Origin of the sequence: Streptomyces sp. NBC_00466 (assembly GCF_041433995.1) — a bacterium.
In the GTDB taxonomy this organism is placed as follows: Bacteria; Actinomycetota; Actinomycetes; order Streptomycetales; family Streptomycetaceae; genus Streptomyces.
In genome coordinates, this window is record NZ_CP107896.1 from 6,665,509 (window position 1) to 6,679,811 (window position 14,303).

14 protein-coding genes are annotated in these 14,303 nt (G+C 72.1%); 7 read left to right on the top strand and 7 right to left on the bottom strand.

Annotation, left to right across the window (positions count from 1 at the left end):
* Positions 1-73: 73 nt before the first annotated feature.
* Together OG210_RS29915 and OG210_RS29920 are read right to left on the bottom strand one after the other, a co-directional pair.
* Positions 74-1,186 carry a sensor histidine kinase gene (locus OG210_RS29915; protein WP_371539643.1) on the bottom strand — a complete coding sequence of 371 codons (1,113 nt, stop codon included), beginning with the start codon at positions 1,184-1,186 and terminating at the stop codon, positions 74-76.
* Positions 1,183-2,013, bottom strand: a complete 831-nt coding sequence (locus OG210_RS29920; RefSeq protein WP_328323909.1) for a response regulator transcription factor — start codon at positions 2,011-2,013, stop codon at positions 1,183-1,185. Before OG210_RS29920 ends, OG210_RS29915 begins: the two co-directional genes overlap by 4 nt.
* Positions 2,014-2,181: 168 nt before the next feature.
* Between OG210_RS29920 and OG210_RS29925 the strand changes: the two genes are divergently transcribed.
* The 5 genes from OG210_RS29925 (at position 2,182) to OG210_RS29945 (ending at position 7,866) form a co-directional block, all read left to right on the top strand.
* Positions 2,182-2,859 (top strand): glycosyltransferase family 2 protein, encoded by a 678-nt coding sequence (locus OG210_RS29925; protein ID WP_328335312.1) that lies wholly within the window; start codon positions 2,182-2,184, stop codon positions 2,857-2,859.
* Positions 2,856-3,533: a TIGR04282 family arsenosugar biosynthesis glycosyltransferase gene (locus tag OG210_RS29930; protein ID WP_328323907.1), complete on the top strand. Its 678-nt coding sequence runs from the start codon at positions 2,856-2,858 to the stop codon at positions 3,531-3,533. Before OG210_RS29925 ends, OG210_RS29930 begins: the two co-directional genes overlap by 4 nt.
* Positions 3,530-4,237, top strand: coding sequence for a methyltransferase domain-containing protein (locus OG210_RS29935; RefSeq protein ID WP_328323905.1), 708 nt, complete (start codon positions 3,530-3,532; stop codon positions 4,235-4,237). Before OG210_RS29930 ends, OG210_RS29935 begins: the two co-directional genes overlap by 4 nt.
* 69 nt (positions 4,238-4,306) lie before the next feature.
* Positions 4,307-6,079, top strand: coding sequence for an ABC transporter ATP-binding protein (locus OG210_RS29940; RefSeq protein ID WP_328323903.1), 1,773 nt, complete (start codon positions 4,307-4,309; stop codon positions 6,077-6,079).
* Positions 6,076-7,866 (top strand): ABC transporter ATP-binding protein, encoded by a 1,791-nt coding sequence (locus tag OG210_RS29945; protein ID WP_328323901.1) that lies wholly within the window; start codon positions 6,076-6,078, stop codon positions 7,864-7,866. The genes OG210_RS29940 and OG210_RS29945 overlap by 4 nt, the downstream gene beginning before the upstream one ends.
* 290 nt (positions 7,867-8,156) lie before the next feature.
* Here the strand turns inward: OG210_RS29945 and OG210_RS29950 are convergent, their stop codons facing one another.
* Positions 8,157-8,783 (bottom strand): TetR/AcrR family transcriptional regulator, encoded by a 627-nt coding sequence (locus OG210_RS29950; RefSeq protein WP_328323899.1) that lies wholly within the window; start codon positions 8,781-8,783, stop codon positions 8,157-8,159.
* A gap of 130 nt (positions 8,784-8,913) precedes the next feature.
* Between OG210_RS29950 and OG210_RS29955 the strand changes: the two genes are divergently transcribed.
* Positions 8,914-10,365 carry an amidase gene (locus OG210_RS29955; RefSeq protein ID WP_371539648.1) on the top strand — a complete coding sequence of 484 codons (1,452 nt, stop codon included), beginning with the start codon at positions 8,914-8,916 and terminating at the stop codon, positions 10,363-10,365.
* Positions 10,366-10,419: 54 nt separating this feature from the next.
* On the opposite strand, the gene OG210_RS29960 is transcribed toward OG210_RS29955, so the two are convergent.
* From OG210_RS29960 to OG210_RS29975, 4 genes are all read right to left on the bottom strand, one after another.
* Complete coding sequence (locus tag OG210_RS29960; RefSeq protein WP_328323895.1) at positions 10,420-10,554, bottom strand: hypothetical protein; 135 nt, start codon at positions 10,552-10,554, stop codon at positions 10,420-10,422.
* Between the two features lie 116 nt (positions 10,555-10,670).
* Positions 10,671-11,351 (bottom strand): GntR family transcriptional regulator, encoded by a 681-nt coding sequence (locus OG210_RS29965; protein ID WP_328335310.1) that lies wholly within the window; start codon positions 11,349-11,351, stop codon positions 10,671-10,673.
* Positions 11,352-11,444: 93 nt separating this feature from the next.
* Entirely contained in the window at positions 11,445-11,768 is a 324-nt protein-coding gene (locus tag OG210_RS29970) for an L-rhamnose mutarotase (protein WP_328323893.1), read from the bottom strand.
* Positions 11,768-12,631: a fumarylacetoacetate hydrolase family protein gene (locus OG210_RS29975; protein ID WP_328323891.1), complete on the bottom strand. Its 864-nt coding sequence runs from the start codon at positions 12,629-12,631 to the stop codon at positions 11,768-11,770. Before OG210_RS29975 ends, OG210_RS29970 begins: the two co-directional genes overlap by 1 nt.
* A gap of 249 nt (positions 12,632-12,880) precedes the next feature.
* Between OG210_RS29975 and OG210_RS29980 the strand changes: the two genes are divergently transcribed.
* On the top strand, positions 12,881-14,296 hold the full coding sequence (locus tag OG210_RS29980) for a sugar porter family MFS transporter (RefSeq protein ID WP_328323889.1): 1,416 nt from the start codon (positions 12,881-12,883) through the stop codon (positions 14,294-14,296).
* Positions 14,297-14,303: the final 7 nt, after the last annotated feature.

Consider the following 14,303-nt stretch of genomic DNA (forward strand, 5'->3'; position numbering starts at 1 on the left):
AGGCAACAGCTTCCGGCCCGTCCTGCCGCCGCCCCGCCGCCCCGCCGTCCCGGAGCCGGTGGTCGTCAACCGCCTAGGAGCGGGCGGCGGGCAGGGTGACCTCGAAGCGGCAGCCGCCGGTGACGTTGCGCACCGCGGCCTGACCGGCGTGCGCCTCCACGATGCCGCGCACGATGGCCAGGCCGAGACCGGCGCCCGCCGGGGGTGTGCGGGCCTCGGTGCCCCGCCAGCCGGTGTCGAAGACCCGCGCCAGATCGTCCTCCGGGATGCCGCCGCAGCCATCGGTGACCGAGAGGACGACGGAGCCTGCCCGCTGCTCGGCCGCGATCGCCACCGTGCCGTCGGCCGGTGTCCGGTGGATGGCGTTGACCAGCAGATTGGCCAGGACCCTGGTCATCTCCTTGCCGTCCACATCGACGGGCAGGGGCTCCACCCCACCCCCCTCCAGCCGGACACCGTGCTCGCGGGCCAGCGGGTCCGCCCCGGCCAGCGCGTCGCCCACCAGGTCGTACACGGACATCCGGATCGGTGTCAGGGTGAGTGCCCCCGCATGGATGCGGGACAGCTCGAAGAGGTCGCCGACCATGGTGTTCATACGGTCCACCTCGGTGCGGATCTGCCGGAAGTAGCGCTCGGGATCGGCGGCCATCCCGTCCTCCAGCGCCTCGGACATCGCCCGCAGCCCGGCGAGCGGAGTCCGCAGATCGTGCGAGATCCACGCGACCAGCTCACGCCGCGAGGTCTCCAGCGCCTGCTCGCGGCGGCGCGACGCCGCCAGCTTCTCGCTCGTCGCGGCGAGTTCCCTTCCCAGGTCGGCCAGTTCGGCGGTGGGCGCTCCACCCGGTACGGCGAAGTCGCCCCCGTCGCCGAAGGACCGCGTGGCCAGCGTCAGCGCCCTGCTGCCCGCGACGACCCAGCGCCCGAGCAGCAGGGCGGTCGCCAGCGAGACCATCGCGGCCATGGCCACCACCAGGGTCACCACCTTGAGGTCGTGCGACGACAGGAACATCGCCCTGGCGACCGCCAGCGTCCCCGCGAGCATCGCGGTCACCGCGACGGCCGAGATGACAGTGAGCGACAGGGCGACCGAGCGGTGGCGCAGCCGCCACAGGGCACCCGCCCCGACCAGCCCGGCCGCACCGGCACCGAGGAACGCGTACAGGGCGATCAGCAGCAGATCCTTCATCGCGCGCCCGCCTCTCCGGACCGCGACGTGGCCTCTTCCGCACCGGACCGGACAGCGTCCGCCGTACCGGACCGGGCCTCTCCGCCCCCGCCCCCGGCGTCCGGACCGTCCATCCGGTCCGTACCGTCCTCGAACCGGTACCCGACCCCCCACACGGTCCGGATCAGCCTCGGTGCGGCGGGATCGTCCTCGATCTTGCCGCGGAGCCGGCGCACATGGACCGTGACCGTCGACAGATCGCCGAACTCCCAGCCCCACACCTCGTGCATCAGCTGCTCCCGGCCGCAGGCCTGCCCCGGGTGTCCGACCAGATAGGCCAGCAGATCGAACTCCCGCAGAGTCAGGGACAGTTCGCGTCCGTCCTTGGTGGCACGCCGGGCCGATGGATCCACCGTGACCCCCGCGGCGTACAGCAGCGGCCCCGGCCGACCGCCGCCCGTACGGCTGCGCCGCAGCACCGAGTCGACGCGGAGCACCAGTTCACGCGGGCTGAACGGCTTGGTGACGTAGTCGTCCGCGCCTACTTCGAGCCCGAGGATCCGGTCGTCCTCGTCGCCGCGCGCGGTCAGCATGATCACCGGGACCGGGCCGCGGCTCCGCAGCACCCGGCACACCTCCAGACCGTCCATGCCCGGCAGCATCAGATCGAGCACCACCAGATCGGGCCTGCGCCGCGCCGCGCACTCCAGAGCGGCCGGGCCGTCGGCCGCGCGGTCCACGGAGTACCCGGCCCGGTCGAGATAGCCGGCGACGACTTCGGAGACGGTCGGGTCGTCGTCGACGACCAGCACGCAGGGCGGGGGGAGGGCGGGGCGCGGGTTCAGCATGACCCCAGCGTGTCACCGAGCCGGGGCGCACGGTCGGGCGAGCGGGTGGTTGCGTGCGGACGTCCGCGTTTCGTAAGGAGCGGAAGAGCCATCACGCTCCGTTTGCTTCGTACGGTGAGGGACGTGACCGACCTGACGCCTCTGAGGCCCCCGAACCCCGTGCCCCCCATGGCGGTGGACGTCGTCCTCCCCTGCCTCGACGAAGCCGGAGCGCTGCCCCGGGTGCTGGAGCGCATCCCGTCCGGCTGGCGAGCGATCGTGGTCGACAACGGCTCCACCGACGGTTCGGCCGCCATCGCGGCCGGCCTGGGGGCCACCGTCGTCCACGAATCCCGCCGCGGCTTCGGCGCTGCCTGCCACGCGGGTCTGCGCGCCGCGACGGCTGAGCTGGTGTGCTTCTGCGACTGCGACGGCTCGCTGGACCCCGGGCTGCTGACCGGCCTCGTACGCCGGGTCGCCGACGGGGAGTCCGACCTCGTGCTGGGCCGCCGGCGCCCCACCGGGCGCGGCGCCTGGCCGCTGCACGCCCGCGCGGGCAACTACGCACTCTCCCGGATGCTGCACACCCGCACCGGGCTGCGCCTGCGCGACCTGGGCCCGATGCGCGCCGCCCGCCGTACGGCGCTGCTCGGCCTCGGGCTGACCGACCGGCGCAGCGGCTACCCGCTGGAGATGGTCGTACGAGCGGCCGACGCGGGGTGGCGGATCACCGAGCAGGACGTGCCCTACCGGCCGCGCACCGGGAAGTCCAAGGTCACGGGCACCTGGCGGGGCACCTGGCAGGCGGTGGGTGACATGCGCTCCGTGCTGAACTGCCCCGCGCCCGCCGTGACGGCGGTGCGATGACCACGCTGCTCGTCATCGCCAAGGAGCCGCTGCCGGGCCGGGTCAAGACCCGGCTCACGCCGCCCTACACCCCGCAGCAGGCGGCGCACATCGCCGAGGCCGCGCTCAGCGACACGCTCGCAGCGGTGCTGGACTGCCCCGCGAGCCGCCGGATCCTGGTGCTCGAAGGCGCGCCGGGGAAGTGGCTGCCGCCCGGTATCGAGGTCGTACCGCAGAGCGGCGGCGGACTCGACGAACGGCTCGCCGCGGCGTTCGCCCTCTGTACGGGCCCCGCACTGCTCGTCGGTATGGACACCCCGCAACTCACCCCGGCCCTGCTGGCCCCCGCGCTCGGACCCGACGGCTGGAGCGGCTGCGACGCCTGGTTCGGTCCGGCCGCCGACGGCGGGTTCTGGGCACTCGGATTCGCCGAACCCCGCCCCGGACTGATCCGCGGCGTTCCCATGTCGACCCCGGGGACCGGCGCTGCGCAGCGGGCCAGGCTGACCGGCGCCGGGCTCACCGTCCGTGATCTGCCGGAGCTGCGCGATGTCGACACCGCCGACGACGTACGGGCAGTGGCGGCCGCCATTCCGCACAGTGGCTTCGCGGCAGCCGTCGCGGGCATCGCGGGCGCGGCGCCGGCTTCCGCCCCTGCCGCCCCGTCCGCGCACGGCACCGGAGCCCGGACGTGAGCGCACCCGTACGGGCCCCCTGCTGGCAGTCCGATCCGTACACCGACGCGCTGCGCACCGGACGCGGCCCGCTGTTCCTGCGCCGCGCCGACGGCTGGCTCCTCCCGCTCGACGTGGAACGCTGGTGCGCGGGCGCCGACCGTGCCGACATGTCCGTGCTCGCCCGGTGCGAGGGGACCGTCCTGGACATCGGCTGCGGCCCGGGCCGGCTGGTCGCCGCACTGGCCGGTCTCGGCCACCGGGCCCTCGGCGTCGATGTCAGCCGGGAGGCCGTCGCCCGCACCGCACGCGCCGGAGCGCCCGCCCTGTGCCGCTCCGTGTTCGACCGGCTGCCGGGGGAGGGGCGCTGGGGTACGGCGCTGCTCATCGACGGCAACATCGGCATCGGCGGCGACCCGCGTGCCCTGCTCGGCAGGGCCGCGCAACTCGTCGCCCCCCGCGGGCTGTTGCTGGCCGAGGCCGCCCCGGTCGATGTCGACGAGTGCGTATGTGTCCGGGTCGACGACGGCAGAGGCGGCGCCGGTTCCGACTTCCCCTGGGCCAGGGTCGGCGTACGCGCGCTCCTCGGCCACGCGCGCGCGACCGGCTGGAGCGCGGCCGGGCAGTGGCAGGAGGAGGGCCGCCCCTTCATCGCGCTCCGCCGGTCCGGTGCCGTCGTGCACCAGGCGCACTCGGCTGCGGAGGCGCCGGCCCACGGACTCTGAGCACCGGTCGCACCGCACGGAATCGGCCGACTCCGGAGCGCAGGTACAGAGTTGGTAAAGTCCGGTGCCATGGCGGTCATACCGACAGATCCGGGCACCCCCGACAGCCGGAGTGCCGCTCGCTACCTGTGGTGGCTGGTCGTCGCGCAGCGCCGCAGGATCGCCGCGGGCTCCCTGCTGGGCAGCGCGTGGATGATCGGTCTCACGCTGCCGCCGTATCTGCTGTCCCGGGCGATCGACGGAGGGCTCCGGTCCGGCAGTCCGGGGGCGCTGCTCCGCTGGACCGCCGCGCTGCTGGCCGTCGGAGTGCTGAACGCCTGGCTCGGCATCATGCGCCACCGCACCATGACCAAGGTCAGGATGGACGCCGCCTTCCGCACGGTGCAGATCGTCGTGCGGCACTCCACCCGGCTGGGCGCCGAGCTGCCCCTGCGGGTGACGGCCGGTGAGGTCGCCGCGATCGGGGGCAGCGATGTGGCGCGCATCAGCGAGTCCCTCACGGTCACCGGCCCCGGGGTCGGGGCCGTGGTGGCGTACTTCGTGGTGGCCGCTCTGCTGTTCTCCGTGTCGCCGCTCCTCATGGCCGTCCTGCTGCTCGGTGTACCACTGCTCGCCGTCCTGATCGGGCCGCTGCTCGGGCGTCTGCAGGGGGCCGAGTCCGCCTACCGGCAGAGCCAGGGCGAGCTGACGGCCCTGCTCACCGATCTCGTGGGCGGACTGCGGGTGCTCGGCGGCCTCGGCGGGAAGGGCCTGTACGCCGACCGCTACCGCGCCGGTTCGCAGCGCCTGCGCGCGGAGGGGTACCGGGTGGGCGTGGTGACCAGCTGGATCCAGGCGCTCGCGGTGGGGCTGCCCGCGCTCTTCCTGGCAGCAGTCACCTGGCTCGCGGCCCGGATGGCGGCCGAAGGGACGATCACCGTGGGCCAACTGGTGGCGGTGTACGGCTATGTGGCGGTTCTCGTGGCGCCGGTGGCCTTCTTCATCGAGGGGGGCTACGGCATCAGCCGTGGCTTGGTCGCGGCCCGCCGGGTGGTGCGGTTCCTCGCGGTGGAACCACATGCGGGACCCGCCGTCCGGCACGGCCCCGAGTCCGCCCCGGAGCGGCCGTCCGTACTGTGCGACCCGGCCTCCGGTACCGAGGTCACGCCCGGGCTGCTGACGGCACTGGTCAGCGCCCGGCCCGCGGAGGCGGCCGCGGTGGTCGACCGGCTCGGCCGCTTCACCGCTTCGGACGTCACCTGGGGCTCCGTACGGCTCGACGCGGTTCATCCGGCGCAGCTGAGGGAGCGGATCCTGGTCGCGGACAACGAGGCGTACCTGTTCGCGGGAACGCTGCGTGAGGCCCTCGTGGGCCGGCAGGACCGGGGCGAGGACGCCATCGCCCGTGCGCTCCACACCGCGGTGGCCGAGGACATCGTCGCCGGCCTCCCCGAGGGGCTCGGCTCCGCCCTCGACGCCCTGGGCCGCAATCTCTCCGGCGGCCAGCGGCAGCGGATCCGGCTCGCCGGGGCCCTGCTGGCCGACCCCGAAGTACTGCTGGCGGCCGACCCCACGTCGGCGGTCGACGCGCACACCGAGGCGGCCGTCGCGGCCCGGGTGAAAGAGGCCCGCACCGGCCGCACGACTCTGGTCACCACCACGTCACCGCTGTTCCTGGAGCGGGCCGACACCGTGTACTACCTGGTGGACGGCGTGGCCGCCGCTGTCGGCAGCCACGCCGAGCTGCTGCGCGACCATCCCGGCTACCGGGCGCTGGTCGCCCGCAGCACCGGCGAGGAGGAGGCTGCCGGAGCCTGTGGCGAGGCAGTCGGTGCGGCCACGTCGAAGGAGGCCGTGCTGTGAGCAACCCGCTGCCCGTCGCCGGGAAGCGCGAGGTCCGGGCGGCGGCCGGACGGCTCATCCGGGCCGACGGCCGCGCCTTCACCGCAGTCATCGCTCTCAACGCGCTGGCCGCCGGGACGGGACTCGCCGGACCGTGGCTCCTGGGCCGCATCATCGACCGCGTCAGTGCCGGAGGCGGCGTCGGCACGGTCGACCGCCTCGCCCTGGCCATCCTGCTCTTCGCGCTGGCCGAGCTGCTGCTCACCCGCTTCGCCCGGTACCTCGCCCACCGCTTCGGCGAGCGCACATCGGCCCGGGTCCGCGAGCAGTTCACCGACCGGGCGCTCGCCCTGCCCGCCACCGTCGTGGAGAGCGCGGGCACCGGCGATCTCGGCGTCCGGGGCACCTCCGACGTCGCCACCGTCGGCTCGACCCTGCGGGACGCGGCCCCGGACGTCCTCATCGCCGTCGTCCAGGTGCTGTTCATCCTCGGCGCGGTCTTCGCGGTGAACCCGCTGCTCGGCTGCTGCGGGGTGGTCGGTCTTTCGGGCATCTGGTGGGCGACGCGCTGGTATCTGCGCCGGGCCGGCCCCGCCTATCTGGCCGAGGGCGCCGCGTACTCGCAGCTCACCGAAGTCCTCACATCGACGGCGGCCGGCGCCAGGACCGTCGAGGCGCTCGGCCTGGAACTGCGGCGCATCGCCGCGTGCGACGAGGCGGTCGGCACCTGGTGCGGCACCCGGCTGCGGACGCTGCGGCTGCGCAGCGTGCTCTTCCCGGCCGTCGACGTCTCGTACGTACTGCCGGTGGCCGGTGTGCTGCTGCTCGGGGGAGCGCTGAACGACCGGGGCATGCTGTCGCTGGGGGCGGTGGTCGCGTCCGCGCTCTATCTCCGCCGGCTGTCCGCGCCACTCGACACCGTCCTCCAATGGGTCGAGCAACTGCAGAGCAGCGGGGCCGCCTTCGCCCGGGTGGAGGGGCTGGCGCAGGCCCCGGCGCCCGTTCCACCCGCGGTGCCCGGTGTGCCCGCGGACGACCGGATCGAGGTGACGGGGGTCAGCTACGCCTACCCGGGCGGCGGCGATGTGCTGCACGGGGTCGACCTGACCGTACGGCCCGGTGAACGGCTGGCCGTGGTCGGGCCCTCCGGGGCCGGGAAGTCCACCCTGGGCAGGCTGCTGGCGGGAATCGACGCCCCGCGCACGGGCGCGGTCACGGTGGGCGGAGTGCCGCTCGCGGACCAGCCGCCCGGACAGCTGCGCCGCCAGGTCGTCCTGGTCACCCAGGAACACCATGTCTTCCTCGGTACGTTGCGGGACAATCTGCTGATCGCCGCACCCGGCGCGACCGACACCGAACTGACCGGCGCCCTGAACGCCGTCGGCGCCGAGTGGGCGGCCGGTCTGCCCGACGGGCTCGCCACCGGACTGGGCGCGGGCGGCCGACTGCTGGACGGCGCTCAGGCTCAGCAACTGGCCCTGGCCCGGGTCGTGCTGGCCGACCCGCACACCCTGATCCTCGACGAGGCGACCGCCCTGCTCGACCCGGCGACAGCACGCCACACCGAGCGCGCTCTGGCCGCGGTCCTCGAAGGCCGCACCGTGATCGCCATCGCGCACCGTCTGCACACCGCGCACGACGCCGACCGGGTAGCCGTCATGGCGGAGGGCAGGCTCGCGGAACTCGGCACCCACGACGAACTCGTCGCGGCAGGCGGAGCGTACGCCGCGCTCTGGAACACCTGGCACGGAGCCCCGCCGGACCGTCGCTCAGCCCCTGAGGACCCGAGCCACTCGACGCCCGTGTGATGTCGGTCGACGCCTCGTGTACTGCCTGCACCTGCGCCACCTGGTTCTCGGTGAATCACAGGAGGCCGCCCACTGGCTCAACCAGCTGCAGGGGCCAGGCCGTACCGGCTCCGCTACGACGAATCGTGCGACGTCCTGGCAGCCGGCATACCGCGCGTCCGCCCGGGCGTCTTCTTGGAGCACACCGCTCCGGTTCTCCCAGTGGATCGGCTTCGGCAACCGCGGCTTTCCGGTGAACGTGGGCGAACGCGCCCCTGGTTCCCGGTATCAGGGGCGCGGGTGCGGGGCGGTCAGTCGGCGGATGTCCCGGATGCCCCGAGGGGGGAGAGGTGTTGAGCCACGATTCCCTCGACGATTCTCATCAGGCGGTCTCCCGCTTGATCGATGCTTCCGTTGTGGGTGCTGACCTGCGCGCCTTCCAGTACGAAGGTGATCGCGGCGGCGGCCTGCTCGGGGTCACGCAGCCCGGCCTCGGTGCACATGCCGACCAGTCTGCGGGTCTGATGGGCCTTGTGCTGTTCGATGACTTGCCGCGCGGGGTGTGAGCGGTCGGGCAACTCGGCGATGGAGTTGATGAACGGGCAGCCCCGGTGCGAGATCGACGGCAATCCCTCGGCGATGAAGCGGGCCAGGCCCAGGATCTGCTCCCGGGGTTGGCCGGGGTGTTCGGCCTCAACCCGGTCGAAGGCCGCCTGGTAGTCGGCGGCGACGATGCGCAGCCACTCCGCGACCAGCGCGTCCTTGGTGTCGAAGTGCCGGTAGATCGCCATTTTGGTGGTCTCGGCCCGCTCGGCGATCTTCTGGACACCCACCCGCCGGATCCCCTCGCTCTGGAAGAGCTCTTCCGCGGCGTCGAGGATGCGCTCACGAGGCGGCAGTTTGGCCACCCTGCTCGGTCTGATGGCGCTTGCTGCCATGACTCCTCCGTGACGTCCGGTCCGTTGCGGGGCCCTTTGATTCCTCCTGTACGGTACCAGTCGGTGCTGCGCGATACCGTTGGGTATCGCACGGGACCCAAGGGTATCGTTTTTTCGGATGGGAGTGACAGTGAGAATCACCGAGTATGTGACCTTCGACGCGGTCGGGCTCGCGGAGCTGGTAGCCAGAGGCGAGGTGACCCCCGCCGAACTGCTAGCAGCCGCACGTGAGGCCGCGCAGGCAGTCAATCCGCGGATCAACGCCATCGTGGAGACATGGCCGGGTGACGACGAGCCCCGCCCCGGCAGCGCACCGCTGGCCGGAGTTCCCTTCCTGATCAAGGACATCGCAGTCTCCATGGCCGGGAAACGCATGGAGCTGGGCAGCCGTCTCGCGGCCGGCAACGTCTCCGGCGCCGACTCCTCCCTGATGCGCCGCTTCCGCCGCGCCGGGCTCGTGACGTTCGGGCGTACCGCGACACCGGAGATGGCCTACAGCAACACGACGGAACCCGTGCTGTACGGCGCGACCCGCAACCCGTGGGACCCGGCGCGCAGCGCGGGCGGATCCAGCGGGGGCGCGGGCGCGGCTGTCGCGGCCGGCGTGGTCCCGATCGCGCACGCCACCGACGCCGCCGGCTCGCTCCGTATCCCCGCCGCCTTCAACGGCCTCTTCGGATTGAAGCCCACCCGCGGCCGGGTCTCCCTGGGCCCCTACTTCGACGAGCTCTTCAACGGCCTGGTCGTGCACGGCAGCGTCAGCCGCACGGTACGTGACAGCGCGACGCTGCTCGACCAGATCCGCGGCCCGGAACCGGGTGACCCGTACTTCGCCCAGGAGCCGTCCCGGCCGTACGCGGAGGAGGTCACCCGCCATCCGGGCTCGCTGCGGATCGGTGTCCTGACACACGCGTGGGGCGGGCACCGCACGACCACGCCCGTGGCCGACGCGCTCTCCCGCACCGTGCGCCTGCTCGAATCCCTCGGTCATCAGGTGGAGGAGGTCCAGGTCGGCCTCGGGGTCGGCTGGGAGGAGTTCGTCCTGGCCAGTGCCCGTCAGTGGACGGCGAATCTCACGGCCTCGGTCGACGAGCTGTCTGCCGCCTTCGGCCGGCCCGTCGACTCCTCGACCCTGGAGCCGTCCACCCTTGCCAGCTACCACTACGGGCAGCAGGTCAGTGGCGCCCAGTTCGTCACCGCTCTCGAAATCCGCAACCGGATCGCCCGAAGCCTGGCACGCTACTTCGGCACTCACGACATACTGCTCACCCCGACCGTGCCGGAGCTCCCCTCACCCTTGGGCACTCATGCGGAGGGCGTGGAGGCGCTGGACGGCCTTGGCTGGCTTCGCCGCCTCTTTGACCTCTCGCCGTTCAGCGCGGCATTCAATGTGGCCGGCACGCCCGCCATGTCCGTGCCTGTGACGGCCGACGCGGAGACGGGGCTCCCGATCGGTATGCAGTTCGCCGCCGGATACGGGCTCGAAGGCCGCCTCTTCCGCCTCGCCGGCCAACTCGAACAGGCAAGCCCATGGTCGGGCCGGACCCCCACGGTGTGGGCAGGGAACCACACAGGCCACTGAGGAGTCCTCCTGGAGCCGGGAGTCCGCGGGCCACGCGCTGAGCGAGTGGGAGAATCACTCGTACATCTCGGCGATCCGACGATCGGCATCGAGCCGCGGCCGGCGCCGTCGGACCGTACCAAGGCCCTGGCCGAGAACCGGATCGCCGCCCTCTGGCGCCTGGAACAGGATCCGCAGATCCCGCGTCACGCCACACACCCCCGGAAGAGACCACCAGCGGTCTCCGATCCATGCGTCGCTGCCCCTGCTTCGGAGGCCGTTGCGGTGCCCCGGGCCCTGTCCCGCCTCTTCCCGGCGTCCTCAGGTCAGCGCTGCTGCTGGCGGCTGCGCTGGCGTTCGATGCTGCGGCGCAGATGGTCCGTCATCGCCTCCGCCGCGCGCTCGGGGCTGCGGCGCAGCACGGCGCGCAGGATGCGGTCGTGCTCGGCGAGGGTCGGCTCGGCAGCGCCCTGGATGCTGCTGAGGCGGAAGATGTGGAGGTGCGAGTGGAGCCGGCTCACCGCGTCCGCCAGCAGCGGGCGGCCGGCGGCGCGGGCGATCGTGTCGTGGAAACGCTGGTCGCCCGCCGCGAACTCCCGGTAGACGGCGTAGCGTTCACCCGAACCCGGGCGGTCGCGCATCTCCTCCACCAGGCTCTCGATGCTGTCGAGCTGCTCGTCGTCCGCGTTGGCCGCGGCCAGCGCCGCCGCGGTCGGCTCCAGCAGCAGACGCATCTCGAACAGCTCCTCCAGGCCCTGCGCGGTGAGCAGTTCGGTGGCCCGGTACCCCGCGAGTGACCGCTTGGTGACCAGGCCGTCCGACTCCAGCCGTGCCAGCGCCTCGCGTACCGGCGTCGGAGAGACCTGGAGCGTACGGGCGAGCGCCTCGATGCCGACCCGGGCGCCCGGCCTGATCTCGTGGTCCATGACCATCGCCTTGACAGCCTCGTAGACGCTGTCGCCCAGCACCTGGCGCTGCGGCGTCGGAGCTCCTTCGTCCGACAGCATCCGGCCCTCCTCCAGCCCGTCGGACAGCGACCTCACAGAGACTTCATGGCGACTGCCGCGCGGGGCCACCGATTCTATAGGAATTGCGCGTCCCTACTCCATGAGGAAGACCTGCTCCAAGGGGGTCCACCAGTCGTCGGGTCCCGCCTCAGGCACCTTCTCCTGGCAGGGATCCGTCAGCTCCCACCACGCGCGGGTCGCCTCGTCCCGGCCTATCGCCGCGAGATCGGCGGCCAGGTCGTCGCCGTGGTACTCGTAGTAGCTGAAGAGCCGGTCCCCGAGCAGGTGGATCGAGTAGTTGGCGATATGGCTCGCGCGCAGCCGGGCGAGCACCGGCTCCGGGACCGCCCGGTGCAGCTCGCGGTAGTACTCCAGCTTCTCCGGACGTACTTTGATCACCTGCGCGATCCGCCGCATCAGCCCGCCACCGCCGCTCGTACCGTCTGGCGCTGCGCGCCGAGCTCGTCGATTTCGAGCTCGACCACATCGCCCGCCGAAAGATACGGGAAGCGCCCGGAGAGCGCGACGCCCTCGGGGGTGCCGGTGTTGATGACGTCGCCGGGTTCCAGCACCAGATAGTGGCTGAGGTGGCGGACCAGTTCATGCGCCCCGAAGATCATGTCCGCGGTGCTGGAGTCCTGGCGCGGCTCGCCGTTGACCCGGCTGCGGAGGTTCAGGGCCTGCGGGCCTCCGGCGAGGTCGCCGGCCGGGACGAGCCACGGCCCGAGCGGGTTGAAGGTCTCGCTGGACTTGCCCTTCGACCACTGGCCGCCCGACTCGTCGAGCTGGTACGTCCGTTCCGACACGTCATGGGACACCGCGTATCCCGCGATGCACTCCGCAGCCGCTTCCGCCGAGTCCAGATAGCGGGCGGTGCGTCCGATGACGATCGCCAGCTCGACCTCCCAGTCCACGGTCTTCGCCCCGGGCGGGATCAGGACGTCGTCGTACGGTCCGACCACGGTGTTGGGGTGCTTGAAGAAAATGATCGGTGCGGTGGGCGGCTCGCTGCCCGACTCCGCCGCGTGGGCCGCGTAGTTCTGGCCGACGCAGAGGACCGCGGCGGGCCGGGCGACCGGTGCGCCCACCCGGAGCCGGTCCGCTCCCGCGAGTTCGGTGAGCGACCCCGCCCGGAGGGCTTCCCGTACCCGGGCGATCCCGCCGCCGGCGAGGAAACGACCGTCGATGTCGTCGGTCAGCGGGCCGAGATCGTAGAGCACACCGGCTTCGCGTACGGCGGGGCGTTCGCTGCCCGGATCGCCCAGTCGCATGAACTGCATGACAGCAGCCTCCTCAGGTGTCGGACTCTTCGGTCTCGTCGGACTCAGAGGTCTCAGAGGTCTCAGAGGTCGGATGTTAGTGAGACGAAAGCTATAGGAAAAACCGGGCGGGGAGAACCCCGGCGGCACAACAGCCCATGCGGCCCCAGAAAATCGCGGTTCAAGGGTTGACGGCCGCCAGGGCTTCATGGCTAACCTCCGATGATCCTCAAATTCCTATAGGAAAATTCCGGCTGTTCTGGAGGCGCCATGGCCGACTCCCCGCACTCCGTCCCCACAGCGCGCCAACCGTCCGGTCCCGGATCCACCGGCGCGGTCACCCCGCCGCTTCCCCGTTTCGTCAAGGCCGTCGCCGTGCTCGGCGGAATGGCCGGACTGCTGTACGGCTACGACTCCGGCGCCATCGCCACCGCACTGCCCTTCGCCACCGACCGGTTCGGCCTCTCCTCCACCGAACAGGGCCTGGTCACCAGCCTGATCCTGCTCGGTGCGCTGCCGTCGATCGTCGTCGGATCGCTGGCCGCCAAGCGGTTCGACCGCAGGCATCTGCTGATCGTCGCCGGGGTCGTCTTCGCCGTGGGGTCGCTCGGCTGCGCGCTGTCGACCAGCGTGGCGATGCTGCTCGTCTCCCGGTTCGTACTCGGCCTCGCCGTGGGCCTGGCCAATATGTTCGGCCTGATCTATCTGACCGAACTGGCACCGAAGCGCATACGCGGCCTGATCAGCGCGCTCTACCAACTCAGCGTCAACGTCGGCATCCTGATCGCCTACGGCGCCGGTGACGCCCTGCGCGGATCGGGCGCCTGGGAGTGGATGCTCGGGCTGGGGGCGCTGCCCGCCCTGCTCTTCCTCGTCGGCATGGTGCTCAGCCCGGCCAGCCCGCGCTGGCTGAGCCTGCGCGGCCGGGAGGCCGAAGCCCATGCCGTACTGATGCGGCTGCGATCGTCGCGCGACGAGGCGGACGCCGAAGCGGCCGAGATCCAGCAGAGCCTCGGGATGCAGGAGGCCGGTCTGCGGGAGCTGCTGCACCGCTACCGCCCCGCGCTGCGGATCGGACTTGTCCTGACCTTCTTCCAGGTGTTCACCGGGATCAACGCGGTCGTCTACTACGCGCCCACCGTCTTCGCCGGCGCCACCGGGCACTCCGCCGACACCGGCATCATCGCCAACTACAGCGTCGGCGGCGCCCTGGTGATCTCCACCGCGATATCGCTGCCCCTGATCGACCGGCTCGGCCGCGTCAGGATGCTCGCCTGGAGCCTGGGCGGCCAGGTGCCGCCGCTGATCCTGCTGGCCCTGTTCCCGCACTCGTCCGCTCTCGACGTCGGCTGCGTCTTCGTCTTCACCTTCGCCTTCGGGTTCGGTCTCGGCCCGGTCTTCTGGCTCTACATCCCGGAGATCCTGCCGCTGCGCGCCCGCGCTCTGGGCATGGGAGTCGTCACGTTCACCCAGTACCTCTTCAACTTCCTCTTCTCCTTGACCTTTCCTGACATCCTCGATGCGATCGGCTTCTGGGTCTTCGGGATCTACGCAGTGATCTCCGCACTGGGGCTCGCATTCGTCCTGACCGGGGTACCCGAGACGGCGAACCGCTCGTTGGAGGAGATCGAGGCGGAATGGCGGCGCAAGGACGCAGCGCCGGCCCCCGCCCCGGCCTCCGCCTGACCACATC

Bases quoted from the DNA above. Each gene is read 5' to 3' on its own strand.
- OG210_RS29980 (WP_328323889.1), top strand. From the start codon at position 12,881: ATGGCCGACTCCCCGCACTCCGTCCCCACAGCGCGCCAACCGTCCGGT.
- OG210_RS29970 (WP_328323893.1), bottom strand. From the start codon at position 11,768: ATGCGGCGGATCGCGCAGGTGATCAAAGTACGTCCGGAGAAGCTGGAG.
- OG210_RS29950 (WP_328323899.1), bottom strand. From the start codon at position 8,783: ATGGCAGCAAGCGCCATCAGACCGAGCAGGGTGGCCAAACTGCCGCCT.
- OG210_RS29920 (WP_328323909.1), bottom strand. From the start codon at position 2,013: ATGCTGAACCCGCGCCCCGCCCTCCCCCCGCCCTGCGTGCTGGTCGTC.
- OG210_RS29930 (WP_328323907.1), top strand. From the start codon at position 2,856: ATGACCACGCTGCTCGTCATCGCCAAGGAGCCGCTGCCGGGCCGGGTC.
- OG210_RS29975 (WP_328323891.1), bottom strand. From the start codon at position 12,631: ATGCAGTTCATGCGACTGGGCGATCCGGGCAGCGAACGCCCCGCCGTA.
- OG210_RS29915 (WP_371539643.1), bottom strand. From the start codon at position 1,186: ATGAAGGATCTGCTGCTGATCGCCCTGTACGCGTTCCTCGGTGCCGGT.
- OG210_RS29925 (WP_328335312.1), top strand. From the start codon at position 2,182: ATGGCGGTGGACGTCGTCCTCCCCTGCCTCGACGAAGCCGGAGCGCTG.
- OG210_RS29940 (WP_328323903.1), top strand. From the start codon at position 4,307: ATGGCGGTCATACCGACAGATCCGGGCACCCCCGACAGCCGGAGTGCC.
- OG210_RS29965 (WP_328335310.1), bottom strand. From the start codon at position 11,351: ATGCTGTCGGACGAAGGAGCTCCGACGCCGCAGCGCCAGGTGCTGGGC.